We start from the raw sequence: 24196 nt of genomic DNA, 5'->3' as shown, positions 1-24196 counted from the left end.
TCCAGACGGCCGAATCAGACTGAACTGAGTCGGATGACGACGATGCCAAAGGTGCTGAAGGCGGCCTCACAGACGATTCGCAATCTGCTCAAGCCGGCTGCTCAACACAGCTTCTCCGAAGACCGGCTGCGCAACGACCGGCAGAGCTACATCACGATGACCCGGGCGCTGGTCGAGGCCCAGCTCGAATGGCGTGATGCGGAGCTCAGTTCACGCCTCTGGAAAGACGTGGCCGACCGTGGGATGGACCGCGGCCGGCTGCTTCACCTCATCTACAGCGTTGAAGCTCATCACGATGATGAAGCCCTGCAGAACGCCGACGCGGCCTATCTGCAGCTGGTGGATCCCAGGGATCCCTGAAGCGGAACTCCTTCAGAGCTCGAACAAAGTTCCCAACAGCATGGCGGGATGGGTCGACGCTCCTGCCGTGCTGCGTTCGAGCTGAACGGCCATGACGCAGTGGGCCATGAATCGAACGGCCGAAAGAACAGCCAGACCAATGCACAGGGGGCAGTGCGTGAGGGTCAAGACAGGGGCCTACCGGAGTGATGGACCCATCCCAAAGCAGAAGCTGGGACGCGCCACGATCTCTTCAACAAGCGTCATGCAAAAGACTCAGCCCACTGCCGGCAGGGGGTGGGAAAAGGGGTAGGGGGTGGCTGGTAAAGTTGATGTTTATTGCTCTCTTTCGGGGAACGGATGAGTCAGGTCACAGTCGGCGAAAACGAAGGTATTGAATCCGCGTTGCGCCGCTTCAAGCGCTCCGTCGCCAAAGCCGGCATCTTTTCTGATCTGCGTCGGATCCGTCACCACGAGACCCCTGTTGAGAAATACAAGCGCAAGCTGAAGCAGCGTTCCCGCAACCGTCGTCGCTGAGCTGACACGTCAATTAAGGAAACGGGCCCAAGGGCCCGTTTTTTTGTGCCCGTCCCTCGCTCAAAGCGGATCAAGTCGCCACGCCACGGTGCGCTCTTGTTTTCGCCAGACTTCACAAACGCTTAAGAACGCCAAGACCAGACGATGGTGTTGATTAATCCTTTTTGCCCGATCAGCGCGGCGAAAATCGCTGGCTTGAAGACCACCGTGGTCTTGCTGTTGGTGATGTTGATGAAATCGAAATTGCTGCGAATCAAGATGTCCCTCCTGGGATCTGTTCTTGGATTCGCCATGTTGGTGGGCTTTCTGCTGACCACAGGCCTACTCACCGTGATCACAGGCGGAGCCGTTGCTTACGCCGCCACGCAAAACCGAAACAACTGAGTCATGCGCAATCGTCTCCCTTTCTTGAGCGGACTTGCATTAGCAACCCTCGGGGTTTCAGGTCTTGCTGGCGGTGGTCTGCTTTGGAATTTTCAAGGCCGCACTCTGGGGCTTGGCAGCACCATCACGTCGTTGGTTCTGCTGGGGATCAGCTTTGTTCTGCTTCGGCCTGAACCACGACTTACACCCGTTGAAGTCTCTGAATCCAGCCAGCCGCTGAAAATCAAAGCACCACAGGCATCTTTCCTCGGCCTAATGCTGGCCATCCTCGGCACCTTCGGCATGGCGGGTTCGGGGTTGCTGTGGAACTTTCAGGGTTTGGCGTTTGGACTCACCGGCACCCTGACGGCCGCCGTTGCTCTTCTGCTGAGTCTTGTTTTTCTTTGGCCCCTCGGTGGCGCAAAAGCCAAAAGTCCACTCAAGGTCAAGCCGGTCGAAACAACCGAAGCTGTTTCGGAGAGCGAACCTCCAGCACAAACCACAGCAGAAGCCATTGCGGAGCTGCTGGCAGCTGAGCAGGAAGAGCAGCCGGAGCTGACGTTGGTGAATTTCGCTCCCCTGAACCTTTTGCCGGGTCAAAGTGTGCCCACAAAATCTCGTCGCGCCGGTAGTTCTCTTGGTCGTTATCGCTCAATGGCGAGCGACCTGTTCAAGAATTGAAATCTCTCCAGAGGTTGCGAATCTGGCGATGCCAGGGAGTGATGTTGAGGTCAGGGCGTTGATGGGTTGTTCTCGGTTCATCAACACTGAATCCAGCCTCTTCCATCTCCCGTCGCAGACGACCTGTGATTGGAATAAGCGCGATTGAAAGCACCAAAGCTGCCAGAAGCAGAAAGGGAAGCAACGACACCAGCCAAATGGTGGCGATCACAGTGATTGCTCCCGCCATGATCGCCTTCAGCCATCGCGGCAGGGTCTTGCTCCGTTGACCTGGAAGTTGCTTCATGGTTCAGGACAGTCCATTCGCTCTTGAAAAAATCCGCTGGAGTTCACGCTGAAATGCTGCTGCACTGAGAGGTTCTCCCAGGAGCCTGCGTTGGTTGCGCCGAAGCACAGATTCAATCCAGCAAACCTGCAGGGCAATCAGTAGCGAAGCAATGATCAGAACCGGAGATTCAAGACCACTCAACTGCATCTGGGCTCAGTAACTGGATTGAGGCAGGGTGAAACCCGACTGCATATGACCAACATCAAGCATCACGTAGGTGAGCCAAATCAAAACTGCTGCAATACCAGCTCCTGCAGCAACCTTTGCCAATGAACGGCCAATCATCTCGAGCAAGCTGACCTCTTTCATCGCGTTCATTCAACTTTGATGATTCTGACGCGTTTGTTGCCCAAACCGACGCCAAACCATTAAAAAAGCCCCACCGTGGTGGGGCTTTTGAAGCTAATCACCTTGGTTTTCAGCGGCTGGCGACGGCTTCTTCCAGAACAGCAACCTCGCCGCCGGCGTAATCCGTGCCTTCCGCAGCGGAGAACTGCATGTCTGGTTCGAGCCGGCGGGCAATGAGCTCGTCGATGGAGAAGACACCAGGGCCACAGGCGAGAACAGCGACAGCAGCGGCGAAATAAAGACCCAGCAGCTCAAGCAGATAAATGTTGAAGCCCGCTGTGACGATGGCGTGATAGATGGCGACGGAGATCGTTCCGGCGACGGCCAAGGCTCCCATCCGGGTCAGCAACCCAGTGATCAACAACCAGCTACCGATCACCTCAGAGAAAGCTGCGACGTAGGAGAGAAGGATCGGGAAGGGCAGATGCAAAGGGCGAACGAACGCATCGGCGAAATTCTCGATGTTGGCGAGCTTCTCGTAACCGTGGTGAATCAGCAGCGCTCCGGTGAACACCCGAAGCAGAAGCAAACCGAGATCGCCAGCAATGGGGCGGGTCAGGATGGCGCGAATCACCAGGGAGCACGTCGACTACACACAACTTAAGTAAGTTGTGTGTAAGTGCGCGGCCTCGCGCCTAGCTGGAGCAAGGAATAGGTATTTCTGCTCAGTCGTCGTACACCAGGCACTCGGGCTCATCGGGGTTCTGCTCGCAGAACAGCTCAAGGGGTGAGGGGTCATGGGGATCATCAGGAAATTCCTTCTTGTGATCCAACAGCCACTGCAGCTCCTCTGTGAGATGACGCACCTTGCCTTCGTTGTGCTCAGACAGAGCCTTGAGGAACTCCTCTTGGTCCTTCTGGATGTGCTCGTCAATCGTTTTCATGACTAAAACGGTCATCTGGCTGACATCCGGTTGTTAGCGAAGACCACCCCGATCAATCAGTCGGTAGATCTACCTTTATGGCCGAAACAACACAACAGATCGGCTCGGGAGCCCATCACATCCTGTGACACCATGGTGGCCATTGGTCGTTGGCCGAAGGAAAGTCAGAACGGCTGATCGTTGAGTGGATGCCATTTTCCGAACGCAGTGTTCTGACGGGGATGCTTGTTTTTGCCGTAGGGGTTGTGGTGGGAATCGGGATTGGCTCAGCCAGTGCTGTTGCTGCCCTGACCCAAGGCGCACCCGATGTTCTCCAGAGTTGGTCGGGGGTGGTTGCCCTTCCGTGATGACTTGACTTCCCCTTTATTTCTGTCTATCAGGGAGCGAAGATCAGGTGAGTCGCGCGATGCTGTCACATGAGCGAATGATCTTCAGTCGTGACAAAAGACCGATGCGGCAATTGCTCAATCGGCTTCAACGTTTTCTGTTCGGTTAATCAGCGTGTCCCCACACTGATGTTCCCTGCACCGATCAGTTGTTCCAGACGTGCAGTGAGTTTCAGTTCAGTGCGATCGAATCGATCCTGATTGCCAGCGACGTAGGCAAGCTCCTCATTGGTTATCACCTGGTGGGTGACGGCTTCAAGGTAGATCTGAACCAAGGACATCCAAACAGGAACCATCCGGCGGTCATCTTGGCAACACTGGAAGGCAAACGGTGAATCAGGCCGCGCGGAACTGAAGTTATGGATCGAGAGACCATTCAGAACTTGATCAAGCAGTGCAGTTTGGGGCTGTTCGATCTGGCCTGTGCTGTGAGCGGACACCCCAGTTGGGACCTCAACCTGCCAGTGGGAGTGATTGATGCACGACGCTCCAAACCGAAGCTGATGGTGAGTGCCATTGGCACCATCAACTCCACCTTGAAGGCCTCATCCACCATTGCCCATCCATTGATGGTGCGCCTGTTCGAGCGTTTCGAAGACGTGGGCCTGGAACAGGCGCTGACGGAAATGAAAAGCGGTGACGATGGAGAGGCGTTCTGCGAGGTCTGGCAGGCCTACAGGGATGAACGCCGTTGCGGTGACGCCCCGATGTGGAGCATCGAAGACGCCACGGACTTTGTGGTGCAGTCCCGAGAAGCCCACGCTGATCGTGAGGTGGCCTGCGTCGCCATTCTTCCCGGCGATCCCCATCGCATCATCACGTTTTCGGTGCCGATCGCCTTCCTGACACGAGCTTGAGTGTGTCTGAACTGCTGATGCAAATCGCCCTGCTGGGCATCGCCATAGGCGCCAATGCACTCTCAGCTTTGGCGGGAGGGGGAGCAGGACTGGTGCAACTGCCCGCCCTCATCCTTCTGGGCCTTCCTTTCTCCATGGCGCTGGCCACCCACAAAGTGGCCAGTGTGGCCCTGGGGCTGGGAGCCACGGGACGTCATTGGCGGGCCAGCAGCCTTGATCTCAAACGCTCCGCGCTGGTGTTGGCCGCCGGTCTTCCAGGGGTGTTTGTGGGGGCCAGCATGGTTCTTGCGCTTCCCGATCAAGTGGCCACCGGCAGCCTTGGGCTGCTGACCCTGGGGCTGGGGTTGTACTCGGCCCGGAAACCTGATCTGGGAACGACAGACCAGCCCCGACCCCTGACAGCCCGCACCGTCGGACTTGGCAGCTGCGGCCTCTTCATCATCGGCATCCTCAACGGCTCACTCACCTCAGGAACGGGATTATTCGTCACCCTTTGGCTGGTGCGCTGGTTCGGGCTGAGCTATGCCAAAGCCGTCTCCCACACCCTGGTTCTGGTGGGTCTGGGGTGGAATGGCACCGGGGCGCTGGTGCTGGGATTGAGCGGTGAAATCCGTTGGGACTGGCTTCCCGCTCTCGTTCTCGGATCGCTGATCGGTGGCTTTTTGGGGGCGCACTATTCCCTGGTGAAAGGAAGCCGCCTGGTCAAGCAAGCCTTCGAGATCCTGGCGCTGCTGATGGGCGGATCACTCCTGATCCGAAGCCTCTGAATCAGCCTCTGTAAGAAAACGCCCCGAGAACCGCGTGGCCAACACCACTGTTGCGGCCCCGTAGGCGATGAACGTCACCGCCTGACCAGAGCTGGCCGTTTCATAAACCTCGCCCGTCAGCAGCATCCAGTCCATCAAGGACGCCACCGTTCCCCAGATCACCACCCAGACGGACACGTAAGCAACACCGCGAAATGTCCGATTCACAAGGCCATGGGTCGAGCGAACCCGACGCTAAGGGAAGCCGCTCGAACGAGGAAGGCCTGCGGCTCCCGTAATGTCGCTGACTGAACCGGTTGAGGGGATGCCGAAGAAACGCCGCAAGCTCAACAAAGAGATGGAAGCGGAGATGGCCGCTGCCAAGCGGAAGATTGAGCTGGTGGGCGCGCTGATCAATGACATCCGCGATGAGGACATCCAGGGTGAGTACCTCGGCGCCTTCACGCAAATCCGCAGCGCCGTGGTGAATCTGATCGCGAAGTACACAACGGACGGTTTCTGCGAAGAAACCGAGGGCCTTCTGGCGCTCTACAAGGGTCTGATTCAGCAGTTTGAAGAGGAGTACGAGCTCTGAACAGGTACCAACGCCTTACAGCGTTTAAGTTCACTTGCCTTTGTGCCTTGCCATGGCTCTTCGAGAGACCAAACCTCAGGTTTCGCCGCTGCGCCTGAAGATCACCGTGTTGATCGCCGGCTTCGGGCCCCTGCTTGCCATCGGCCTCTGGCTTCAGTCCAAGGGTTTTTTTAGCTGAAGCCATGCATCGTTCCCTCGCCACGGCTGGACTCTTGAGCCTCTGCCTGGCTCCAGGCATGAGCTGGGCCGAGACCGTCAGCTTGACCCTGCGCAACGGCGACAGCCTGCACGGGGAGTTGGTTGAGCGAAATCCAAACAACGGGACCACGGTGCTGAACCATCCCCAGCTGGGACGGTTGGAACTCACCGCAGACCAACTCAAACCAGCCAAGCCCAAGCCCCTTTGGGCCAGCTCGATCTCCGCCGGAGTGATCGGCAATGAGAATGATGGCGACAACTCCCTCTCGATCAGCTTCAGCGGAAAAACCCGCTACAAAGACGACCAACAGAAGCTGTCGTTGAGCGGCAGTTTCAATTCCAGCAAGTCGAAGGATTCAGGCGAGCCACTCTCGATCGATACAGAGAAAGGATCTGCAGAACTCCGCTACGACAAACCGATCGCAGCCAACCTCGATTTGTTTGCACTGAGCAACTACCAATACAACGGCACCAATGATTCCGGGGTGAACACCGTTCTGGGAAACATCGGTGTGGCCTTCCCATTGTTGAAGTCAGAAACAACTGAACTAACCATGTCCATCGGTCCCTCTCTGCAGTGGAGCGGGGGTGGGATCACCTGTGCCAGCGACACTTTCTGCGGCAACAGCTATGGCGGCGCAACGCTGACGGCCGATCTCAGCTGGAAACCCTGGCCTTCGCTTCAGTTCGGACTTCAAAACCAGTTCACAGCGGTCTGGGCAAATGAAGTTCAACCGGGCAATACCCTGACCGCTGAGGTGCGCTACTACCCCGCAGAGAACAGCAAGTTGTTCACAACATTGCGGGTGCAATCGATCTACCAAAGCATGAGCACGCCCGAGTTGAACAACACCATCACCGCTCAGGTGGGCGCCGACTTCTGATGACCACTCCCATGCTTCACCCCCCGCTGGACGCCGAACAGATCCGTGCCCTGTTCACTAAGCCGTACGGCACTGCTGGCCCCACAGCTGCGCAATGGAAAGCCGTCTACGCCGACGACGTGCATTTCACCGATCCAACCCAGGAACGGCAGGGGATCGACGCCTACATCCTTGCTCAGGACGGTCTGATGCAGCGCTGTGATGACGTTTTCCTGGAAACGGAGTCAGTGGTGGTCAATGGTGATACAGCCTTTGTTGAATGGCGTATGGGCCTCAAGATCAAAGGAATTGAGTTCATCTACCCGGGAGCAACCCGACTCAGCTTCAATCCAGACGGAAAGATCGGAGACCACCGCGATTACTTCGATTTTGTTGGCCCCACGTTTGCTCCGGTGCCCGTGATTGGTGGACTGGTGCGGTGGCTCTACAAACGCTTCGTTGCCTGAACCACGGCCCCAGGGCCATCTGTTGATCGGCCCACCGGGCAGCGGCAAGTCCACTCTCGCGGCGATCCTCGCTCCGCTTCTCCCTGCACAAGTGATCTCCACTGACGCTCTGAGAGAGCAGCTGTGGGGGGACGCGAATGTCCAGGGCCCTTGGTCTGAATTGGAGCCCCATCTGCATGGGGCCATCGACCGCGCCATTGCTGATGGCGACAACGTGCTTGTGGATGCAACCCATGCGCAGCGGGACTGGCGCCAACGGTTGATGCACCGAAGCATGGGGGGCCAGCACGCTCAATGGACCGGCTGGTGGTTGCAGACACCATTGGATCAGTGCCTGGTCTGGAACCGCTCTCGTCAACGATCCGTTCCAGAAACCGTGATTCGTGCGATGCACTTCAGGCTGAGCAGTCCCCCTGACAGGCCCGAACTCAGCGAAGGATTCACAGGCTTGATTCGCCTCAATCCCGCCGGCTCACACCTGAACACTCAGATCGACAGGGCCCTCAAGACCATCCTTAATCCCTCGCCATGAAGAAAGGTGAGCAGGTCATGCAGCCCCGGTGGAGTCCCATCAACGTGATTCCAACCACATCCGTGTCATGACGCTCGGCGTACTCTTTCTCGAAGCCATGTCCACCGGCGTGATCACCAACGGCGAGATGGCGTGGGTGACCGCCCGCCAGGATCAATTCACACGAACTGAGGAGGCTATCGCTCAACGGCTGGGCCGGTTGATCGACGAAGGCACGATTCAGCTGGGTTGTCGCATGCCCATGGCCTGATTGCAGGCCTAGTGATGGTGCTTGCGTCGCCGCGAATGACGACGCATCCGCTTCACCAAGCGGCCGCTGACGGAGCGGCTTTCAGCACACTCGAGCTGATTCCAACGCCATCCCAGCCAGGACAGCAGCACGACGATTGCAACGGCGATCAACCAACCCACAGGGACAACGGTTTAGGAGAACAACGCAGGAGACACAGGCTTCTGCAGCCCTGCTCTTTCCCATCGTCGATGCAACAGGTGGGGATGCAGTCCAGGCAGGCCTGAACCGACTCAATGCGTTGTAGACCTACCAACGCATCGCTGTTGCTGCTTCACCGCTCAGGAGTGAAGGGCGCACGTTTCAGCGCTGACCATCCTGATCAAGGCTGAACTCAAGCAGCGCTGCCGTGAGCAAGGTCTTCATCGACTGCAGGGCCTCCTGCTCTCTGGGATCTGGCCCCCCGGGCCATTTCTCAAGGTGAAAGCTCACCGAGCGGTGAAGCAGGCGAACAGCTTCAAGATCCAGATCGAACTGGAGGGTGGGTTGATGCTCACTCATGACTCCATTCTCCCCAACACCACGTTGACAGCTCACGGGGGAACGAGTAGTACATAGCTACCAATCAAAAGACCATGGGCCTTGTCAACGCTCCGCCGCCAAGCGCCTGGCCGCCGATGGGAACAGGGCAGCTCCGACCCAGCCGGTCCCTCATGGTGTGCCTCACCTGCCAGCACTTTCAGCACACCCTTGGAGAGGCAGGGATCACCCAGCCAGCCTGCGCACACCACCAACAGCGCATCCCCCAGGGGGCACACCTCACCCACCGCTGCCATCAATGGATGCAGCGGCTGGAGAATCAGATCGGCTGGTGCCCTGAGGGAGCCTGAGCACCCCCACACTCATCCTTCGCAGCCAACACAGCAACAAAAAGCCCCCTCCGAGGAGGGGGCTTTCCGATTCAGTTGATCTGAATCGTTTGTTGATTCCAGATCAACCGATGGCAGGAGCCTGCAGAGCCACAGGAGTGGACTCAACAGTTGCTAGGTCGAGGGGGAAGTTGTGAGCGTTGCGCTCGTGCATCACTTCCATGCCGAGGCCGGCACGGTTCACCATGTCAGCCCAGGTGTTCACAACACGGCCCTGACCATCAAGGATGGACTGGTTGAAGTTGAAGCCGTTCAGGTTGAAGGCCATGGTTGACACGCCCATGGACGTGAACCAGATGCCGACAACAGGCCAGGCGCCCAGGAAGAAGTGAAGGCTACGGCTGTTGTTGAAGGAGGCGTATTGGAAGATCAGGCGACCGAAGTAACCGTGGGCAGCCACGATGTTGTAGGTCTCTTCCTCTTGGCCGAACTTGTAGCCGTAGTTCTGGGACTCGCTCTCGGTGGTTTCACGCACCAGGGAGGAGGTCACCAGGGAGCCGTGCATGGCGGAGAACAGGCTGCCGCCGAAAACACCTGCGACGCCCAGCATGTGGAAGGGGTGCATCAGGATGTTGTGCTCGGCCTGGAACACCAACATGAAGTTGAAGGTGCCGGAGATGCCCAGGGGCATGCCATCAGAGAAGGAACCCTGACCGAAGGGGTAAACCAGGAAAACAGCCATCGCTGCAGACAGCGGAGCGCTGTAGGCGACGCAGATCCAAGGGCGCATGCCCAGGCGGTAGGAGAGTTCCCACTGACGACCCATGTAGGCGGAAATGCCGATCAGGAAGTGGAAGCAAACCAACTGATAAGGGCCGCCGTTGTACAGCCACTCATCGAGGGAAGCAGCTTCCCAGATGGGGTAGAAGTGCAGGCCGATGGCGTTGCTGGAAGGAACAACAGCACCAGAGATGATGTTGTTGCCGTAGATCAGGGAGCCAGCGACAGGCTCGCGGATGCCATCGATATCAACCGGGGGAGCGGCGATAAAAGCAATGGTGAAGCAGATGGTGGCCGCCAAGAGGCAGGGAATCATCAGCACGCCGAACCAACCCACATAAATGCGGTTGTTGGTGTCGGTCACCCACTGACAAAAGGCTTCCCAATTGCTCTGGCGTCCGCTGCGAATTGCGGTGGACATGGAAGAAAAGAAGACGGATGAACCTCTCCCAAAAAAGGGAAAGGTGGATCAAGTTTATGGATGGAACGTTCCGTTACATGACATCTCAACAATCGGAATCAGCTCTCAAAAAAACTTCATTAAGCACTTTACTAAGCGTTCATGAAGTTGCATTAAGCAACCAGTCACGGGATTGCTGAACGAAGCCATTCCAGTTCACCCGCTCCTCCTCTGCAGCCCGAGCCACGAGCAACGGTGCCTGCTGCTTCAACGCCACAAGATCAAGCTCATCCACACCAGCATTGATCGCCAGCCAATCCGCCATGGATCGGCCCACCACACGGGTGAGGTAAGCAGCGCTGAGCGCCTGCATCGAACCGGCGATCAGCCAGCTGCCCCCATCAAGCTTGGCCAGTCCAAGCAAGGTCTGACCGGTCCACTCCACCACGCCCTGGGCGAGGGCCACCCGAGCCAGCTGTGTCGCCGCCTCCCTCAGCAGATCGGGCTGCAGTGACGTCCCCCAGATCTCTCCCATCTCCTTGATCATCAAACCGTTCCCGACGGCGACAGCGAAGAGATCCAGGCTGGAAATGGGGGAGGCCATCACAGACCCTGCCACCACCCACTGGGTGCGCTGCTGGATCTGCAGAAAGCGTTCACGCCGCAGCAATTCGAGGTCCCGCTGCCAACGCCGGTGCAGTTCCGCCAACAGCCGCGGCCGCGTCTCAACTGCAGCCTGTTTGAGCGAACGGCGCAGCGGTGCAAGGGCAGTGCGCAGCTGCATCGACGGCTCCTGAACCAGGATTCGCTCGCGCCAGCGCGGGGGAAGGTCATCCCGAACAGCAGAGACAGCGTCGGTGGATGCGTTCTCAGCTTCAGTCGCCAAAAGCAACCAGGCCGGCTGATCCTCCGGCACCTGCTGAAGCCAGAGCAGATCCGAAGCCAGCAGTGGCGCCTGCAGGCTGAACAGGATCAGGTCCTGATCCACCAGGCCGCGGGGCCAGCAACGTCTGCCGACATCGGTGGTTAGTGGATGGCAGAGTGACAGCGTCAACGGCACCGGGCCAGCCAGAGAGCTGCTGAGGTCTGCTTCATTCGGTCCCTGGGAGCCTCCCAAGGCAACCATCGCCATGCGCACAGGACCGCTGCGCTCCAAGACCGACTTCAGCTCAGCACGACGGGCCAGATCCGCAGAGGGTTGCTGCTCGAAATGTGCGAACTGATCCAGCACTTGCTGACATCGAGTCAGCCAGCCATCCAGTGAGACCGGTGCAGTGAACCGAGGTTGGCTTGGCTTGCGGCCAAGCCAGATCACCACGCCACCAGCTGCCAGCAGCCCCAGCCCCCCGCCGGGAACGTGCATCACATCACTGATCAGCCACTGTCCCGCAAGCAGGCCAGCTCCAGCAAGAGCCAACGGCCGCAGCAGCGACGACGGTGGCATCACCAGGTCGGGCCATGAAGCCGGGAGTTTCAACAGAACGGCTGCTGTAGCAGTGGCCCTTCTTAGCTCAACCCACCACCCGAGACCAGAACATCAGGCCAGAAGCACGACTTCTCCATAAGTTGGGATGAGGCCCTAGTTAGCCGTGACGCACAGTCATCCCATCGCGATGGTCGACAACCGCCAGGGGGTGCGGAGAGTCCTCATGGTGGCCCTGGCCCTGAACATCAGCATGTCGCTGCTGAAGCTTCTGGTGGGGGCCATGAGTGGTTCCCTTGCGGTGATCGCTGATGGCATGCACAGCGCCACCGATGCGTTGTCCAGCCTCACGGGACTGGTCACCAACAAGCTTTCCGATCCACGTCCCGACAGGGATCACCCCTACGGCCACCGCAAATACGAGGCGGTGGGAGCCCTGGGTATCGCTGGTTTCATCCTGTTCACAGCCATCGAGATCCTGCTTCGTTCAGGGGAGAGGCTCCTGGAAGGCCTGCCTCCCATCCGTGTGACCAGCCAGGAGCTGGTGCTGCTCACGCTGGTGCTGGGATTCAACCTCCTGCTCGCGGGATATGAGCTGCGGGAAGGTCGGCGACTGAACAGCAACCTGCTCAAGGCAGATGCCCAACATGCGGCGAGCGACGTTTGGACCACCGTGGTGGTGCTGGTGGGCATGGCGGGGGCGGTCTGGTTGCAGGTGAGCTGGCTCGACGTTGCACTGGCCATCCCCATGGCACTGCTTTTGATTCGTGTTTGCTGGCAGGTGCTGCGCGGCACCTTGCCCTGGCTTGTGGACCACATGGCGGTTGCGCCTGAAGCCATCTATGCCGAAGCCATGACCACCGCAGGGGTGATGAACTGCCACGACATCGCCAGCCGGGGCGTTCTTGGCCAGCAGGTGTTCATCGAAATGCATATGGTTGTCGACGCAGACGACCTCACCAAGGCGCACCGGATCACCGAACAGGTGGAAGAGCGCTTGGACGAAAGCTTCGGGCCGGTGCGGTGCACCATTCATCTGGAACCCAAGGACTACGTGGAGGACGGGATCACCTACACCGGCGCCCATGGCTGAGGTCGAGACCACAACCCACGCGCTCACTGGGCTGACCGAGCGTCAGCAGCGAGGACTGATTGAGGTGCTCGATGAAGTTCGCCGTGCCGACGGCTGGTCGTGGCAACTTCCTGTGTTGCTGCGGGAACGCTGCTGGTTGCGGCTGTCTCGAACCCCCCTCACGCAACTGCACCGTTTGCTCCCTCCGGATGGACGCGATGAAGCCCCGGAACTGGTGCATTACCGGCGCCTGCTGAAGCAGGGGATGGATCCACTGTTGGCCCAACAGAACTGCTGGCATGACTTCGGCATCGAGGACTGCCAGAGGGCGCTGCAGGACTACTGGAACAGTCGTGACACGGCCCTCCACGGTTGGACAGCCGAGCGGTACCGACAACTGGTGAGCAGCTATCGCGAACGGATTGAGCGGGGGGTCACGGCGGTTCCGATGCTCGTGCTGGCTCGCGAGAACAGCGTTGAATGCCACCAGCTGCTCTGGATCACCGAAACCACCCCGGTGATGCGTCACACTTGCGCCTGATTCCAGGCCATGGGCCATGAGTGATTCCTACAGCGATCCCCAACAACAGGCGGGACAGGGAGACGGCGGCCGAGACGGTCAGCGCAGTCGTGGCAACCGTGGTGGCGGCCGTGAAGGCGGAGGCTTCCGGATTCGCCTGAGTGACAACGAAATGCGCTCGGCAAGGGCACTGCAGGAGGCCTTCAACCTCCGCTCAACCGTCGCCGTTCTGGGTTTCGCGGTTCGCAGCCTCGGCCAAATGCTGGAGGACGGCCAACTCGACGCCCTGATCGAGCAGCAACGCAATCAGCCTGCCCGGGGGGGACGGCGTGATGGTGGTGGCCGCGATGGTGGCGGTCGTGGCCGCCGCTCTGACGATGAGCGTGGTGGCCGTGGGTCCCGTCCGAATCCCTTTGCCCGACCGGCCAAACCCCAGCCGGAAGTCCCGGCTGAACCGGTTGCCGAGCCAGAGGTGGAACCAGTTGTGGAGCCGGTGGTGGAGTCAGAAGCCGCCTCCAGCGACGACACCAAAACCGAAGCAACCGAGGCCTGATTGATGAGCCAGCCAAGGGTTCTTTCCGGGGTGCAACCGACCGGAGCACTGCACCTCGGCAATTGGCTGGGTGCCATCCGCAATTGGGTTGATCTGCAGGAGACCCACGACACCTTTGTATGTGTCGTGGATCTCCACGCCATCACCGTTCCCCATGACCCCAGCCGCTTGGCTGAGGACACCCGTTCCACAGCAGCGCTCTACTTGGCCTGTGGCATGGACCCCAAACGCTGCTCGGTGTTCGTCCAGAGCCAGGTGGCAGCCCACAGCGAACTGTGCTGGTTGCTGAATTGCGTCACGCCGCTCAACTGGCTGGAGCGGATGATTCAGTTCAAGGAGAAAGCCGTGAAGCAGGGGGACAACGTCTCCGTGGGCCTGCTGGACTACCCCGTGTTGATGGCCGCCGACATCCTTCTCTACGACGCTGACCTGGTGCCCGTTGGAGAGGATCAGAAGCAACACCTGGAGTTGGCGCGGGACATCGCCCAACAGCGCATCAATGCCCGCTTCGGCGACAAGGAGACGCCGGTGCTCAAAGTGCCCAAACCGATGATCCTCAAAGAAGGGGCACGGGTGATGAGCCTGACGGATGGTCGCAGCAAGATGAGCAAGAGCGATCCCAACGAGGGGAGTCGCATCACGCTTCTGGACCCTCCCGAGCTGATCACCAAGAAGATCAAACGCGCCAAAACCGATCCAGAACGTGGCCTCGAATTCGGCAACCCTGATCGACCAGAAACCGACAACCTGCTGGGGCTCTACGCAATCCTCAGCGGCAAGGGGCGGGAGCAGGCCGCCACTGAATGTGCCGAGATGGGTTGGGGACAGTTCAAGCCGTTGCTGGCCGAAGCCACCGTGAACGCCCTGGAGCCGATCCAGGCCCGCTACCGGGAGCTGATGCAGGACCCCACCGAGCTCGACCATGTGCTGAGCACAGGCCGCGAGAAAGCCGAAACCGTGGCCAACGCCACGCTTGAACGGGTTCGGGACGCCTTGGGCTTCGCCCGACCAGCCTGATCGCCACCCAAGGCAAGCATCAGCCGCACTTATCAATGCGGCTGGCACGACCTTGGGCGCTGGCCACCAAGGCCTGACCAAGACAACCTCAGTCGCGACCGCGAGTCTTGCAAGACTCTCACCCTTCTCTCAGCTGCATATACACAGCGGAGACGACGAGTCAACCCCTCAGGCGCCGATCTCGCGTCCAGGCCTCATGGGCCAGCACTGTGACCGTCCACCCGATTGTTCTGCGTGCATCGTCTTTTTTCTGTGTTCAGCCCAGCCACACGTTGGAGCCGGCCTGTGGTCGGTGCAGCCCTGACTGCAGGATTGGTGCTGTCCGCAGGAGCCAAACAGCCGATCCAGAACGCAGAGGCGCCTGCAGAACAGGCTGAGCAAAGCGCCACCAGCAGCCGCGCCACCCTGTCCTTCGGCAAGGAGGGCGGTCGTTATGAGCTGACGCCTGAGCGACGCGCCCTGCTCAACACCATTCGCTACGCCGAGGGAACCTGGAAGGACGGCGAAGACAAGGGCTATCGGATCATGTACGGGGGAGGGCAGTTTCAGGACCTCTCACGCCATCCCGAGCGGGTGATCGTGAAGCGCTACACCAGCGCCGCTGCCGGGGCTTATCAATTTCTGCCCAAGACCTGGAAAGGAGTGGCGAAGGAACTCAGGCTGAGCAGCTTCGAACCCAGGCACCAGGATCAGGCCGCTCTGCACCTTGTTGAGCGCCGGGGTGCTCTCAAAGAAATTGACCGACAGGGCCTGACCAAGAACGCCATGGCAAAGCTGGCTCCGGAATGGGCATCCTTCCCCACCTGGACTGGCCGCTCCGCCTACGGTCAACCTGTGAAGAGCCATCAGGAACTGGCGAGCTTCTACAGCAGCAACTTGCGCGAGTTGCGCAATCAACTGGGTGCCTGAGTCGAGCGGGACGACCCCAACCTCGCGGCCAGAGCCCACACCTCCGTGACCAGGCCATGCCACGGGCTCATAACCTCCATGGAGACCGCCATGGGCTGCGTTGATGCAGCAACAAGTGATCGCGTTGCAGCAATGGCCTTCTTGCCGTCCTGCAACCGCTCCTCCATGCGCTGACGCTCCTCCCGCGGCATCACCTCCTCCGGACAGGCCTGCAGAAGCTCCTCGCCCCGCTGAAACCAGTGCTCGAAGTCATCGAGAAGGGAAGACAGCAACTCATCCAAGAGTGCGCCAGCTTCCCGATTGGTTGACTCACCCACGTGTTGCCCTCGGGTCTCGCCCATAGGATGGAGGCCCTGAACCTGAATCGGTGAGCAGCGCTGCAGCAACCACCCCAGCCCCTTCAGCACCGGTGGTTCTGCCCAAGACCAGCGAAAGCGATCAACTGCTGAAGATTCGGCACTCCATGAGCCATGTGATGGCCATGGCTGTGCAGCAGTTGTTTCCTAAGGCACGCGTCACCATCGGCCCCTGGACCGAAACAGGTTTCTATTACGACTTCGACAATCCCGATCCCTTTACGGAGGCCGACCTGAAGGCCATCAAGAAGGGGATGATCAAAATCATCAATAAGAAGCTGCCCCTTCAGCGGGTTGAAGTAAGCCGCAACGAGGCCGAGGAAAAAATCAAAGCCCAGAACGAGCCCTACAAGCTCGAGATTCTTGAGGGACTGCAGGAACCGATCACCCTTTACACCCTTGGAGAGGACTGGTGGGACCTTTGTGCCGGCCCCCACGTGGATCACACCGGCCAACTCAATGCCAAGGCCTTCGAGCTGGAAAGCGTCGCAGGCGCTTACTGGCGAGGCGATGAAACCAAAGCGCAGCTGCAACGCATCTACGGCACGGCCTGGGAGACCCCGGAACAGCTGGCGGAGCACAAACGCCGCAAGGAAGAAGCGCTTCGCCGCGACCATCGCCGCATCGGCAAAGACCTCGACCTCTTCTCCATCGAGGATGAGGCCGGGGCTGGCCTGGTGTTCTGGCACCCCCGCGGTGCCCGCATGCGCCTGTTGATCGAGGAGTTCTGGCGCCAGGCCCACTTCGAGGGCGGATACGAGCTCCTTTACACCCCCCACGTGGCGGACATCAGCCTCTGGAAGACCTCAGGCCACCTCGACTTCTACGCCGAGAGCATGTTTGGCCCGATGGAGGTGGACGAGCGGGAGTACCAGCTCAAGCCGATGAACTGCCCGTTCCACGTGCTCACCTACGCCAGCAAACTGCGCAGCTACCGGGAACTGCCCATCCGCTGGGCGGAGCTGGGAACGGTGTATCGCTACGAGCGGCCCGGTGTGATGCACGGTCTGATGCGGGTGCGGGGCTTCACCCAGGACGATGCCCATGTGTTCTGCCTGCCGGAGCAGATCAGCGACGAGATCCTGAAGATCCTCGATCTCACCGAACGGATCCTCTCCACCTTCGATTTCAGCAACTACGAGATCAATCTCTCCACCCGCCCAGAGAAGTCCATCGGCGAAGACGCCGTCTGGGACCTGGCCACCAAGGGACTGATTGAGGCCCTGGAGCGCAAGGGTTGGGCTTACAAAATCGATGAGGGCGGCGGTGCCTTCTACGGCCCGAAAATCGACCTCAAGATCGAAGACGCCATCGGCCGGATGTGGCAGTGCTCCACCATCCAGTTGGATTTCAACTTGCCGGAACGGTTCGAGCTCGACTACATCGCCGCCGACGGCAGCAAGCAGCGGCCGATCATGATCCACCGCGCCATCTTCGGTTCGCTGGAGCGGTTCTTCGGGATCATGACCGAGAACTACGCCGGCGATTACCCCTTCTGGCTGGCCCCCGAGCAGGTGCGTCTGCTGCCGGTCACCGACGAGGTGCAGCCCTACGCGGAGCAGCTGCTCGATCAGCTCACCAAGGCTGGTGTTCGCGCCACCGTCGACCGCAGCGGCGACCGGCTCGGCAAATTGATCCGCACCGGCGAACAGATGAAGATCCCTGTGTTGGCAGTGATCGGTGCCAAGGAAGCGGAGCAGAACGCCGTGAGCCTGCGCAGCCGACATGACGGTGATCTCGGGGTTACAGCAGTGTCCGACCTTCTCAGTGCTGCCCAGACGGCCAACAGCGAGCGCGCAGCAGGCCTGGAGCTGAACCGATGACGGATTCCCCCGTGCAGAACCTTGCCGATCTCGCGCGTCTGCGCGGAGCACCGGAGCTGCTGCCCCAGATCAAAAGTGAGCTGCGAGCAGAACTCGATCAGACCATGGCCAAGGCCAGCTGGTTCACCATCGGCGTTATGGCTCCGTCCAGCGAGCAGGCCCTCACAGCGCTGCGCAGCCTGGAGCAAAGCCAACAGTGGGAGCCGCTGGAGCTCGTCGACAGCCCTGAGGAAGCGGGTCCTGTTTTCCTGAAAGCCAATCAGAAGGGGGGCACGATCCGCATTCGGATCGAGCACGGCCTCGGCGAAGGAATTCTGATCAGTGGCCACGGCGATGACGACACCACGCCAAGCACCACCTGGGGACCACTTCCACTGGACTTCTTTTCTTGAGCGAACCACGCTGGTAGGAGACGCCACAGCCCTGGATGGCCACCACCACACTCCTGGCGGGGGACATGGGAGGCACCAAGACTCTGCTTGCTCTCTACGGGAGTGAGGCGGGTCAGCTGCGCCTGCTGCATCAAGAACGCTTCCGCTCAGGGGAATGGGCATCGCTTGAGCCGATGCTCGAGGCCTTCCTCAACAACCGTCCCGCTGATCTCCAAGCCCCAACGCATGCCTGCATCGCCGTTGCCGGTCCGGTGCGTCGGAGCGAGGCCCGGATCACCAACCTTCCCTGGCGACTGCGGGAGGCCGACCTGGCGAAGGCTGCGGGCACAGAACAGCTCGAACTGGTGAATGATTTCGGCGTGCTGATTTACGGACTGCCCCACTTCGACGGCAATCAGCAGGTGATCCTTCAGAGGGGCCACCAGGACAAGGGCCCCGTGGCAATTCTTGGTGCCGGCACCGGTCTCGGCATGGCACGAGGACTGCAGAGTGAACGGGGCCTGGTGGCCCTGGCGAGCGAAGGAGGGCACCGCGAATTTGCCCCGCGCAATGAATCGGAATGGGAGCTGGCCTGCTGGCTCAAACAAGACCTCGGCATCAGCCGGCTGTCGATCGAACGCATCGTGAGTGGCACCGGCCTGGGGCATGTGGCCCACTGGCTGCTTCAGAAACCCGACGCCGCCATGCACCCCCTGCGCAGCGTGGCGGAGGCTTGGCGGCGCAACAGCTCCAACGATCTTCCCGCTCAGGTGAGCGTCGCTGCTGAAGGGGGTGATCCCTTGATGCAACGCGCTCTACAGCTCTGGCTGGAGGCCTATGGGGCAGCGGCAGGCGATCTTGCCCTCCAGGAACTCTGCACAGGAGGTCTCTGGGTTGGTGGGGGCACCGCATCAAAACAACTGAAGGGACTGCAATCCGCCAGCTTTCTCAATGCGATGCGCGATAAGGGTCGCTTCCGCGAGCTGATCGAAGGGATGCAGGTCACGGCGGTGATCGATCCCGATGCCGGACTGTTCAGTGCAGCCTGTCGCGCCCGGATGCTGGCGGAGTCAGGTGGGACACTGGCCTGAGCAGAGGATCAGCGATGGCGCAGCCGCGCATCGGTCAGAAAGTGGTCGTGGACGTCCCGGCAACCACCGCCAATCTCGGCCCCGGATTTGACTGCCTCGGTGCAGCCCTCGACCTGAACAACCGATTCGCGATGCGTCGGATCGAAGGGGGTGGTGAACGGTTTGAGCTGATTATTGAAGGATCGGAGGGAAGTCACCTCCGCGGTGGGCCTGAAAACCTCGTGTACCGAGCAGCCCAACGGGTGTGGAAGGCGGCCGGGCTTGAGCCGGTCGCCCTTGAGGCACGGGTGCGTCTTGCCGTACCGCCTGCACGGGGGCTGGGCAGCAGTGCCACGGCCATCGTGGCGGGGTTGATGGGAGCCAATGCCCTCGTTGGCGAGCCCCTCTCCAAGGAGAAGCTACTCGAGCTGGCCATCGACATCGAAGGGCATCCCGACAACGTTGTGCCCTCCCTGCTGGGGGGCCTCTGCATGACCGCCAAAGCCGCCTCTCAGCGCTGGCGTGTTGTGCGATGCGAATGGATGCCGAGCGTGAAGGCCGTGGTGGCGATCCCATCGATTCGCCTGAGCACCAGCGAAGCCCGCCGGGCCATGCCGAAGGCCATTCCCGTTGGCGATGCCGTGGTCAATCTGGGCGCCCTGACGCTGCTGCTGCAGGGCCTGCGCACCGGCAATGGTGATCTGATCTCCGACGGCATGCATGATCGTTTGCATGAGCCTTACCGCTGGCGGCTGATCAAAGGCGGTGACCAGGTCAAACAGGCGGCCATGGAGGCGGGCGCCTGGGGCTGCGCCATCAGCGGAGCCGGACCGAGCGTCCTGGCTCTGTGCGAGGAAGACAAAGGCCCTGCCGTGAGTCGCGCCATGGTCAAGGCCTGGGAAGCGGCAGGGGTTGCCAGCCGCGCGCCGGTGCTGAATTTGCAGACCTCAGGCAGCCACTGGCAACCGGCCGAGGATGAGTAGATCCACCTAAACCGGGCGTTCAGCCCTGTTAGCTTTGTTAAAGATTGCGGACACGGAATGGATGCTGGGTTAGCAGAGCTTGCTGTCTCGGGCAGTTCCTTTCCTTGGTTGTCGCTGATTGTGCTGTTGCCGGCGGCTGCAGCTCTGGTGCTGCCACTGGTTCCGAGCAGCGAAGAGAAGCCATCCCCAGCGCCCAAGATCATCACCCTGGGCGTCCTGCTGGTCGATCTTCTGTTGATGATGGGGGTGTTTGCCACCCGCTTCGACCCCAGCACTGAAGGGCTGCAATTGGTGGAGCGGGTGAACTGGCTCCCAGCCCTAGGCCTCGAATGGTCCCTCGGTGTTGATGGTCTTTCAGCACCCTTGGTGGTGCTCAGCGGCCTGGTCACCCTTCTGTCTGTGGCGGCCAGCTGGTCGGTTCAGCGCAAATCAAGGCTTTACTTCGCCCTGATGCTGGTGCAGGCCTCGGCCCAGGGCCTGGTTTTTCTGTCGCAGGATTTCCTGCTGTTCTTCCTGGCCTGGGAACTGGAACTGGTTCCTGTTTACCTGTTGATCGCCATCTGGGGCGGACAAAACCGCCAGTACGCCGCGACCAAGTTCATCCTTTACACCGCTCTGGCCTCTCTACTGATCCTGATCAGTGGCCTGGCGCTGGCTCTCTCCGGAGACACCTTCACCTTCAACCTCACGGAACTGGCGGCTCGTTCGCCGGGCGGCAGCTTCGGCCTGTTGTGTTACGTGGGCTTCCTGATCGGCTTCGGCGTGAAACTGCCGATGTTCCCGCTCCACACCTGGCTGCCTGATGCCCACGGCGAGGCGAACGCGCCGGTGTCGATGCTGCTGGCCGGAGTGCTCCTGAAGATGGGCGGCTACGCATTGCTGCGCTTCAACGTGCAGATGCTTCCCGAAGCCCACGCCACCCTGGCGCCGGCCTTGGTGATTCTTGGAATCGTGAACATCGTTTATGGCGCCCTTAATGCCTTCGCCCAAGACAACGTCAAACGCAGGATCGCTTGCAGTTCCGTGAGCCACATGGGCTTTGTGCTGGTTGGAATCGGTGCCGTTGATGCGTTGGGAATCAGCGGAGCCATGCTTCAGATGGTGAGCCATGGCCTGATCGCCGCAGCAATGTTCTTCGTGACGGGCGTGTTCTACGAGCGAACCAAGACCCTCTCGATCCCGAATATGGGCGGACTGGCCAAGGCTCTGCCGATCACCTTTGCCTTCTTCCTGGCCAGCTCTCTGGCCTCCCTTGCCCTTCCGGGCATGAGTGGCTTCATCAGTGAAATCACCGTGTTCCTCGGCATCACCAGCCAGGAAGCCTTCACCTCAGTGTTCCGCTCGATCACCGTGCTGCTTGCCGCCATCGGTCTGGTGCTCACACCGATCTATCTGCTCTCCATGTGCCGCAGGGTGTTCTTCGGCCCAAGGATTCCTGCTCTCGCCAGCGTGGCTGACATGCGCCCCAGAGAGCTGGTGATTGGCCTGAGCCTGCTAGTGCCGACCCTGGTGATCGGCATCTGGCCCCGCATTGCCATGGATCTCTACGAAGCTTCCACCAACGCTCTGGCCCTGCAGTTCATCGCCAGCTGAAATGTCGACTGTTTCCCCCCTCCTGCGCGGTCAAGAGCTTCCCGAGTTCCGTGCCATCTCCCCTGAGCTCGTCAGCACAGACATCCCGGTTCTGCTCGCACAGCTGGATCAGGACTTCACTGCCCTAGAGCAGGCTCTTGAGTCAGCCCTTGCCGGACCCTCGAAGCTGTCCTGGAATCGGGTGATGCAACCGCTGCAGGCCATCGGCGAACGGCTGCGTTGGAGCTGGGGTGTGGTGTCGCACCTCAATGGCGTCTGCAATTCCGCGGAGCTGCGCGATGCCCACGCCGCCCAGCAGCCCGATGTTGTGCGCCTCAGCAACCGGCTCGGCCAAAGCCAGATTCTTCATCGGGCCCTGATGGCCCTTCAAAGCGATCCCGCCGAACCGCTCAATCCAACCCAGAAGCGGATCCTGAAATCAGAACTGCTCTCGATGCAGCAGCGCGGTGTTGGCCTCAGTGGTGAGGACAAAGCAGCTTTCAACAGCACCAGTGAACGCTTGGCCGCCCTCTCCACCCAGTTCGGCAACCACGTGCTCGATGCCACTCAGCAGTGGACCTTGAAGCTCAGCCAGCCCAACGAGGTGGAAGGCCTGCCGCAACGGGCCTTAGAGGCGCTGGCCGCAGCAGCGCGCGAAGCGGGGAATGCTGAAGCGTCTGCAGAGTCCGGCCCCTGGCTGCTGGGACTGGACATGCCCCGCTATCTGCCCTTCCTCACCCACGCCAACAACCGATCCCTTAGGGAAAAGGCCTATCGGGCCCATGTAGGGCGGGCCAGTGAAGGGGAACTCGACAACCGGGCACTGATCGAGGAGATCCTGACCCTGAGGCGTGAACAAGCGTCCCGCCTGGGCTATGCCCACTGGGCTGATCTGAGCCTCAGCGCCAAGATGGCCGACGATGTTCCGGCGGTGGAAGCACTGCTGGAAGAACTTCGCGCTGCGGCCTATCCAGCAGCTCAGCAGGAACTACTGGATCTCCAAACCATCGCCCGGGAGCACAAGGCCCCTGAAGCCGATGATCTGGCTCCCTGGGACATCGCCTACTGGTCGGAGAAGCTGCGCCAATCCAGGTTCGACCTGGATCAGGAAGCGCTGCGCCCCTGGTTCCCACTGCCGCAGGTTCTCGAAGGTCTGTTCAGCCTGTGTTCAAGGCTGTTCGACGTCGAGATCGTCGCCGCCGACGGCGAAGCACCGACCTGGAACGATGACGTGCGCTTCTTCCGTGTGAAGCGCACGGATGGCACACCGATCGCAGGCTTCTACCTCGACCCTTACAGCCGGCCTGCCAGCAAACGCGGTGGAGCCTGGATGGATGAATGCCTGGGCCTCAGCAAGAAACCCGATGGATCAGTGGTGCTGCCGGTGGCCTATCTGGTCTGCAACCAGACCCCACCTGTGGGCGACACGCCAAGCCTGATGAGCTTCGAAGAGGTGGAGACCCTCTTCCATGAATTCGGCCATGGTCTCCAGCACATGCTCACCACCGTTGAGGAACCGGAAGCAGCCGGCATCAGCAACGTGGAATGGGATGCCGTGGAACTCCCCAGCCAGTTCATGGAGAACTGGTGCCTTGATCACGCCACGTTGATGGGCATGGCGCGCCACTGGCAGACCGGTGAACCCCTGCCCGAGGCGGAATTCAACAAGCTGCGCAGCAGCCGCTCCTTCAATGCAGGTCTGGCCACCCTGCGGCAGGTTCACTTCGCCCTGAGTGACCTCCGCCTCCACAGCCAGTGGACCCCCGACCTTGGCATCACCCCAGACGAACTGCGCCGTGAGATTGCCGCCACCACCACGGTGATGGCTCCCATCCCAGAAGATCAGTTCCTCTGCGCCTTCGGGCACATCTTCGCGGGGGGCTATTCCGCTGGGTACTACTCCTACAAATGGGCTGAAGTTCTAAGTGCCGATGCCTTCTCTGCTTTTGAGGAGGTTGGTCTGGATCAGGAGGAGCAGATTCGCGAAACGGGAGCCCGCTTCCGCGACACCGTGCTCAGCCTCGGGGGCAGTCGCTCCCCAGCAGAAGTGTTTGAAGCCTTCCGAGGGCGTCCAGCCAGCACCGAAGCATTGATTCGCCATTCCGGCCTGGTGGCCGCGGCCTGA

The 24196-nt window shown here is 60.2% G+C and carries 38 protein-coding genes; 24 read left to right on the top strand and 14 right to left on the bottom strand.

Going from position 1 to position 24196, the window contains the following annotated elements; all coding sequences use genetic code 11:
• Positions 1–33 precede the first annotated feature (33 nt).
• Positions 34–360, top strand: coding sequence for a hypothetical protein (locus SynA1562_RS05160; RefSeq protein WP_255445746.1), 327 nt, complete (start codon positions 34–36; stop codon positions 358–360).
• 12 nt (positions 361–372) lie between these two features.
• Here the strand turns inward: SynA1562_RS05160 and SynA1562_RS05155 are convergent, their stop codons facing one another.
• On the bottom strand, positions 373–528 hold the full coding sequence (locus SynA1562_RS05155; RefSeq protein ID WP_186495018.1) for a hypothetical protein: 156 nt from the start codon (positions 526–528) through the stop codon (positions 373–375).
• Between the two features lie 171 nt (positions 529–699).
• Here SynA1562_RS05155 and rpsU point away from each other — a divergent pair, with 171 nt between their 5' ends.
• Complete coding sequence (gene rpsU, locus SynA1562_RS05150) at positions 700–876, top strand: 30S ribosomal protein S21 (RefSeq protein ID WP_009790002.1); 177 nt, start codon at positions 700–702, stop codon at positions 874–876.
• A gap of 122 nt (positions 877–998) precedes the next feature.
• On the opposite strand, the gene SynA1562_RS12990 is transcribed toward rpsU, so the two are convergent.
• Complete coding sequence (locus tag SynA1562_RS12990; RefSeq protein ID WP_255445807.1) at positions 999–1133, bottom strand: hypothetical protein; 135 nt, start codon at positions 1131–1133, stop codon at positions 999–1001.
• On the opposite strand from SynA1562_RS12990, the gene SynA1562_RS12985 reads away from it, so the two are divergent.
• Entirely contained in the window at positions 1072–1260 is a 189-nt protein-coding gene (locus SynA1562_RS12985; protein WP_370593277.1) for a hypothetical protein, read from the top strand. The genes SynA1562_RS12990 and SynA1562_RS12985 overlap by 62 nt on opposite strands.
• Positions 1261–1263: 3 nt before the next feature.
• Positions 1264–1920 carry a hypothetical protein gene (locus SynA1562_RS05140; RefSeq protein WP_186495016.1) on the top strand — a complete coding sequence of 219 codons (657 nt, stop codon included), beginning with the start codon at positions 1264–1266 and terminating at the stop codon, positions 1918–1920.
• Here the strand turns inward: SynA1562_RS05140 and SynA1562_RS05135 are convergent.
• The 4 genes from SynA1562_RS05135 to SynA1562_RS05120 all read right to left on the bottom strand — a co-directional run bounded on the left by SynA1562_RS05135 (position 1910) and on the right by SynA1562_RS05120 (position 3480).
• Positions 1910–2206, bottom strand: coding sequence for a hypothetical protein (locus SynA1562_RS05135; RefSeq protein ID WP_255445745.1), 297 nt, complete (start codon positions 2204–2206; stop codon positions 1910–1912). The genes SynA1562_RS05140 and SynA1562_RS05135 overlap by 11 nt on opposite strands.
• Positions 2207–2401: 195 nt before the next feature.
• Positions 2402–2557, bottom strand: coding sequence for a hypothetical protein (locus SynA1562_RS05130; RefSeq protein WP_186495015.1), 156 nt, complete (start codon positions 2555–2557; stop codon positions 2402–2404).
• Between the two features lie 109 nt (positions 2558–2666).
• Complete coding sequence (locus SynA1562_RS05125) at positions 2667–3170, bottom strand: DoxX family protein (protein ID WP_186495014.1); 504 nt, start codon at positions 3168–3170, stop codon at positions 2667–2669.
• 91 nt (positions 3171–3261) lie between these two features.
• Positions 3262–3480, bottom strand: coding sequence for a CP12 domain-containing protein (locus SynA1562_RS05120; RefSeq protein WP_006852050.1), 219 nt, complete (start codon positions 3478–3480; stop codon positions 3262–3264).
• A gap of 188 nt (positions 3481–3668) precedes the next feature.
• On the opposite strand from SynA1562_RS05120, the gene SynA1562_RS05115 reads away from it, so the two are divergent.
• On the top strand, positions 3669–3827 hold the full coding sequence (locus tag SynA1562_RS05115) for a hypothetical protein (protein ID WP_186495013.1): 159 nt from the start codon (positions 3669–3671) through the stop codon (positions 3825–3827).
• A gap of 149 nt (positions 3828–3976) precedes the next feature.
• Here the strand turns inward: SynA1562_RS05115 and SynA1562_RS05110 are convergent, their stop codons facing one another.
• On the bottom strand, positions 3977–4147 hold the full coding sequence (locus SynA1562_RS05110; RefSeq protein ID WP_186495012.1) for a hypothetical protein: 171 nt from the start codon (positions 4145–4147) through the stop codon (positions 3977–3979).
• 78 nt (positions 4148–4225) lie between these two features.
• On the opposite strand from SynA1562_RS05110, the gene SynA1562_RS05105 reads away from it, so the two are divergent.
• Together SynA1562_RS05105 and SynA1562_RS05100 are read left to right on the top strand one after the other, a co-directional pair.
• A complete protein-coding gene (locus SynA1562_RS05105; RefSeq protein WP_186495011.1) occupies positions 4226–4723 on the top strand; it encodes a hypothetical protein in 498 nt (165 codons plus the stop codon).
• Positions 4724–4740: 17 nt separating this feature from the next.
• Entirely contained in the window at positions 4741–5490 is a 750-nt protein-coding gene (locus SynA1562_RS05100; protein ID WP_186495010.1) for a sulfite exporter TauE/SafE family protein, read from the top strand.
• Here the strand turns inward: SynA1562_RS05100 and SynA1562_RS05095 are convergent.
• On the bottom strand, positions 5467–5697 hold the full coding sequence (locus SynA1562_RS05095) for a hypothetical protein (protein WP_186495009.1): 231 nt from the start codon (positions 5695–5697) through the stop codon (positions 5467–5469). The genes SynA1562_RS05100 and SynA1562_RS05095 overlap by 24 nt on opposite strands.
• 97 nt (positions 5698–5794) lie before the next feature.
• Here SynA1562_RS05095 and SynA1562_RS05090 point away from each other — a divergent pair, with 97 nt between their 5' ends.
• The 6 genes from SynA1562_RS05090 to SynA1562_RS05070 all read left to right on the top strand — a co-directional run bounded on the left by SynA1562_RS05090 (position 5795) and on the right by SynA1562_RS05070 (position 8374).
• Complete coding sequence (locus SynA1562_RS05090) at positions 5795–6064, top strand: hypothetical protein (protein ID WP_041434610.1); 270 nt, start codon at positions 5795–5797, stop codon at positions 6062–6064.
• 52 nt (positions 6065–6116) lie between these two features.
• On the top strand, positions 6117–6242 hold the full coding sequence (locus tag SynA1562_RS12980; protein ID WP_255445744.1) for a hypothetical protein: 126 nt from the start codon (positions 6117–6119) through the stop codon (positions 6240–6242).
• A gap of 4 nt (positions 6243–6246) precedes the next feature.
• The gene (locus SynA1562_RS05085; RefSeq protein WP_255445743.1) at positions 6247–7146 is read left to right on the top strand and encodes a DUF481 domain-containing protein; all 900 of its coding nucleotides are present in this window, start codon (positions 6247–6249) and stop codon (positions 7144–7146) included.
• Positions 7147–7157: 11 nt separating this feature from the next.
• The gene (locus tag SynA1562_RS05080; protein ID WP_186495008.1) at positions 7158–7592 is read left to right on the top strand and encodes a nuclear transport factor 2 family protein; all 435 of its coding nucleotides are present in this window, start codon (positions 7158–7160) and stop codon (positions 7590–7592) included.
• Positions 7585–8124 carry an ATP-binding protein gene (locus SynA1562_RS05075; RefSeq protein ID WP_186495007.1) on the top strand — a complete coding sequence of 180 codons (540 nt, stop codon included), beginning with the start codon at positions 7585–7587 and terminating at the stop codon, positions 8122–8124. Before SynA1562_RS05080 ends, SynA1562_RS05075 begins: the two co-directional genes overlap by 8 nt.
• A gap of 67 nt (positions 8125–8191) precedes the next feature.
• Complete coding sequence (locus SynA1562_RS05070; protein ID WP_186495006.1) at positions 8192–8374, top strand: hypothetical protein; 183 nt, start codon at positions 8192–8194, stop codon at positions 8372–8374.
• An 8-nt stretch (positions 8375–8382) separates the two neighbouring features.
• On the opposite strand, the gene SynA1562_RS05065 is transcribed toward SynA1562_RS05070, so the two are convergent.
• The 5 genes from SynA1562_RS05065 to SynA1562_RS05045 form a co-directional block, all read right to left on the bottom strand.
• Positions 8383–8526 carry a hypothetical protein gene (locus SynA1562_RS05065; RefSeq protein WP_186495005.1) on the bottom strand — a complete coding sequence of 48 codons (144 nt, stop codon included), beginning with the start codon at positions 8524–8526 and terminating at the stop codon, positions 8383–8385.
• Positions 8527–8716: 190 nt separating this feature from the next.
• The gene (locus SynA1562_RS05060; RefSeq protein WP_186495004.1) at positions 8717–8914 is read right to left on the bottom strand and encodes a hypothetical protein; all 198 of its coding nucleotides are present in this window, start codon (positions 8912–8914) and stop codon (positions 8717–8719) included.
• A 32-nt stretch (positions 8915–8946) separates the two neighbouring features.
• Positions 8947–9255 (bottom strand): hypothetical protein, encoded by a 309-nt coding sequence (locus SynA1562_RS05055; protein WP_186495003.1) that lies wholly within the window; start codon positions 9253–9255, stop codon positions 8947–8949.
• A gap of 91 nt (positions 9256–9346) precedes the next feature.
• Positions 9347–10423, bottom strand: a complete 1077-nt coding sequence (psbA, locus tag SynA1562_RS05050) for a photosystem II q(b) protein (RefSeq protein WP_186495002.1) — start codon at positions 10421–10423, stop codon at positions 9347–9349.
• A 139-nt stretch (positions 10424–10562) separates the two neighbouring features.
• The gene (locus tag SynA1562_RS05045) at positions 10563–11879 is read right to left on the bottom strand and encodes a YcjF family protein (RefSeq protein ID WP_255445742.1); all 1317 of its coding nucleotides are present in this window, start codon (positions 11877–11879) and stop codon (positions 10563–10565) included.
• A gap of 136 nt (positions 11880–12015) precedes the next feature.
• Here SynA1562_RS05045 and SynA1562_RS05040 point away from each other — a divergent pair, with 136 nt between their 5' ends.
• The 5 genes from SynA1562_RS05040 to SynA1562_RS05020 all read left to right on the top strand — a co-directional run bounded on the left by SynA1562_RS05040 (position 12016) and on the right by SynA1562_RS05020 (position 15896).
• Positions 12016–12918: a cation diffusion facilitator family transporter gene (locus SynA1562_RS05040; protein WP_186495320.1), complete on the top strand. Its 903-nt coding sequence runs from the start codon at positions 12016–12018 to the stop codon at positions 12916–12918.
• Positions 12911–13438, top strand: coding sequence for a hypothetical protein (locus SynA1562_RS05035; protein ID WP_186495001.1), 528 nt, complete (start codon positions 12911–12913; stop codon positions 13436–13438). The genes SynA1562_RS05040 and SynA1562_RS05035 overlap by 8 nt, the downstream gene beginning before the upstream one ends.
• Before the next feature lie 16 nt (positions 13439–13454).
• On the top strand, positions 13455–13970 hold the full coding sequence (locus SynA1562_RS05030) for a hypothetical protein (RefSeq protein ID WP_186495000.1): 516 nt from the start codon (positions 13455–13457) through the stop codon (positions 13968–13970).
• Positions 13971–13973: 3 nt separating this feature from the next.
• Complete coding sequence (gene trpS, locus SynA1562_RS05025; protein ID WP_186494999.1) at positions 13974–14987, top strand: tryptophan--tRNA ligase; 1014 nt, start codon at positions 13974–13976, stop codon at positions 14985–14987.
• A gap of 234 nt (positions 14988–15221) precedes the next feature.
• Positions 15222–15896, top strand: a complete 675-nt coding sequence (locus tag SynA1562_RS05020; RefSeq protein ID WP_255445741.1) for a glycoside hydrolase family 104 protein — start codon at positions 15222–15224, stop codon at positions 15894–15896.
• On the opposite strand, the gene SynA1562_RS05015 is transcribed toward SynA1562_RS05020, so the two are convergent.
• Complete coding sequence (locus tag SynA1562_RS05015; protein ID WP_186494998.1) at positions 15881–16237, bottom strand: DUF2605 family protein; 357 nt, start codon at positions 16235–16237, stop codon at positions 15881–15883. The two genes, SynA1562_RS05020 and SynA1562_RS05015, sit on opposite strands and share 16 nt — an antisense overlap.
• Before the next feature lie 26 nt (positions 16238–16263).
• Here SynA1562_RS05015 and thrS point away from each other — a divergent pair, with 26 nt between their 5' ends.
• Genes thrS through SynA1562_RS04985 form a run of 6 tightly spaced genes read left to right on the top strand, consistent with a single transcriptional unit; the run spans position 16264 to position 24196 of the window.
• Positions 16264–18075 (top strand): threonine--tRNA ligase, encoded by a 1812-nt coding sequence (thrS, locus tag SynA1562_RS05010; RefSeq protein WP_186494997.1) that lies wholly within the window; start codon positions 16264–16266, stop codon positions 18073–18075.
• Positions 18072–18467, top strand: a complete 396-nt coding sequence (locus SynA1562_RS05005) for a DUF1824 family protein (protein WP_186494996.1) — start codon at positions 18072–18074, stop codon at positions 18465–18467. Before thrS ends, SynA1562_RS05005 begins: the two co-directional genes overlap by 4 nt.
• A 35-nt stretch (positions 18468–18502) precedes the next feature.
• Positions 18503–19537, top strand: a complete 1035-nt coding sequence (gene glk, locus SynA1562_RS05000; RefSeq protein WP_186494995.1) for a glucokinase — start codon at positions 18503–18505, stop codon at positions 19535–19537.
• Between the two features lie 14 nt (positions 19538–19551).
• Positions 19552–20499, top strand: coding sequence for a homoserine kinase (gene thrB / locus SynA1562_RS04995; protein ID WP_186494994.1), 948 nt, complete (start codon positions 19552–19554; stop codon positions 20497–20499).
• A 57-nt stretch (positions 20500–20556) separates the two neighbouring features.
• Entirely contained in the window at positions 20557–22092 is a 1536-nt protein-coding gene (locus tag SynA1562_RS04990) for an NAD(P)H-quinone oxidoreductase subunit 4 (protein ID WP_186494993.1), read from the top strand.
• Position 22093: 1 nt separating this feature from the next.
• On the top strand, positions 22094–24196 hold the full coding sequence (locus tag SynA1562_RS04985) for a M3 family metallopeptidase (RefSeq protein ID WP_186494992.1): 2103 nt from the start codon (positions 22094–22096) through the stop codon (positions 24194–24196).

The organism is Synechococcus sp. A15-62 (genome assembly GCF_014280075.1).
Lineage (GTDB): Bacteria > Cyanobacteriota > Cyanobacteriia > PCC-6307 > Cyanobiaceae > Parasynechococcus.
The sequence above is the reverse complement of the archived record's forward strand: the minus strand, read 5'-3'. Positions and strand labels throughout refer to the sequence as shown.

What these genes read in the sequence shown, in the direction of transcription:
- SynA1562_RS05160 (WP_255445746.1), top strand. Translation starts at nt 34, where the DNA reads ATGACGACGATGCCAAAGGTGCTGAAGGCGGCCTCACAGACGATTCGC.
- rpsU (WP_009790002.1), top strand. Translation starts at nt 700, where the DNA reads ATGAGTCAGGTCACAGTCGGCGAAAACGAAGGTATTGAATCCGCGTTG.
- SynA1562_RS05140 (WP_186495016.1), top strand. Translation starts at nt 1,264, where the DNA reads ATGCGCAATCGTCTCCCTTTCTTGAGCGGACTTGCATTAGCAACCCTC.
- SynA1562_RS05135 (WP_255445745.1), bottom strand. Translation starts at nt 2,206, where the DNA reads ATGAAGCAACTTCCAGGTCAACGGAGCAAGACCCTGCCGCGATGGCTG.
- SynA1562_RS05130 (WP_186495015.1), bottom strand. Translation starts at nt 2,557, where the DNA reads ATGAAAGAGGTCAGCTTGCTCGAGATGATTGGCCGTTCATTGGCAAAG.
- SynA1562_RS05120 (WP_006852050.1), bottom strand. Translation starts at nt 3,480, where the DNA reads ATGAAAACGATTGACGAGCACATCCAGAAGGACCAAGAGGAGTTCCTC.
- SynA1562_RS05115 (WP_186495013.1), top strand. Translation starts at nt 3,669, where the DNA reads ATGCCATTTTCCGAACGCAGTGTTCTGACGGGGATGCTTGTTTTTGCC.
- SynA1562_RS05110 (WP_186495012.1), bottom strand. Translation starts at nt 4,147, where the DNA reads ATGTCCTTGGTTCAGATCTACCTTGAAGCCGTCACCCACCAGGTGATA.
- SynA1562_RS05105 (WP_186495011.1), top strand. Translation starts at nt 4,226, where the DNA reads ATGGATCGAGAGACCATTCAGAACTTGATCAAGCAGTGCAGTTTGGGG.
- SynA1562_RS05100 (WP_186495010.1), top strand. Translation starts at nt 4,741, where the DNA reads ATGCAAATCGCCCTGCTGGGCATCGCCATAGGCGCCAATGCACTCTCA.
- SynA1562_RS05090 (WP_041434610.1), top strand. Translation starts at nt 5,795, where the DNA reads ATGCCGAAGAAACGCCGCAAGCTCAACAAAGAGATGGAAGCGGAGATG.
- SynA1562_RS12980 (WP_255445744.1), top strand. Translation starts at nt 6,117, where the DNA reads ATGGCTCTTCGAGAGACCAAACCTCAGGTTTCGCCGCTGCGCCTGAAG.
- SynA1562_RS05085 (WP_255445743.1), top strand. Translation starts at nt 6,247, where the DNA reads ATGCATCGTTCCCTCGCCACGGCTGGACTCTTGAGCCTCTGCCTGGCT.
- SynA1562_RS05080 (WP_186495008.1), top strand. Translation starts at nt 7,158, where the DNA reads ATGCTTCACCCCCCGCTGGACGCCGAACAGATCCGTGCCCTGTTCACT.
- SynA1562_RS05070 (WP_186495006.1), top strand. Translation starts at nt 8,192, where the DNA reads ATGACGCTCGGCGTACTCTTTCTCGAAGCCATGTCCACCGGCGTGATC.
- SynA1562_RS05060 (WP_186495004.1), bottom strand. Translation starts at nt 8,914, where the DNA reads ATGAGTGAGCATCAACCCACCCTCCAGTTCGATCTGGATCTTGAAGCT.
- psbA (WP_186495002.1), bottom strand. Translation starts at nt 10,423, where the DNA reads ATGTCCACCGCAATTCGCAGCGGACGCCAGAGCAATTGGGAAGCCTTT.
- SynA1562_RS05040 (WP_186495320.1), top strand. Translation starts at nt 12,016, where the DNA reads ATGGTCGACAACCGCCAGGGGGTGCGGAGAGTCCTCATGGTGGCCCTG.
- SynA1562_RS05035 (WP_186495001.1), top strand. Translation starts at nt 12,911, where the DNA reads ATGGCTGAGGTCGAGACCACAACCCACGCGCTCACTGGGCTGACCGAG.
- SynA1562_RS05030 (WP_186495000.1), top strand. Translation starts at nt 13,455, where the DNA reads ATGAGTGATTCCTACAGCGATCCCCAACAACAGGCGGGACAGGGAGAC.
- trpS (WP_186494999.1), top strand. Translation starts at nt 13,974, where the DNA reads ATGAGCCAGCCAAGGGTTCTTTCCGGGGTGCAACCGACCGGAGCACTG.
- SynA1562_RS05015 (WP_186494998.1), bottom strand. Translation starts at nt 16,237, where the DNA reads ATGGGCGAGACCCGAGGGCAACACGTGGGTGAGTCAACCAATCGGGAA.
- SynA1562_RS05005 (WP_186494996.1), top strand. Translation starts at nt 18,072, where the DNA reads ATGACGGATTCCCCCGTGCAGAACCTTGCCGATCTCGCGCGTCTGCGC.
- glk (WP_186494995.1), top strand. Translation starts at nt 18,503, where the DNA reads ATGGCCACCACCACACTCCTGGCGGGGGACATGGGAGGCACCAAGACT.
- thrB (WP_186494994.1), top strand. Translation starts at nt 19,552, where the DNA reads ATGGCGCAGCCGCGCATCGGTCAGAAAGTGGTCGTGGACGTCCCGGCA.
- SynA1562_RS04990 (WP_186494993.1), top strand. Translation starts at nt 20,557, where the DNA reads ATGGATGCTGGGTTAGCAGAGCTTGCTGTCTCGGGCAGTTCCTTTCCT.
- SynA1562_RS04985 (WP_186494992.1), top strand. Translation starts at nt 22,094, where the DNA reads ATGTCGACTGTTTCCCCCCTCCTGCGCGGTCAAGAGCTTCCCGAGTTC.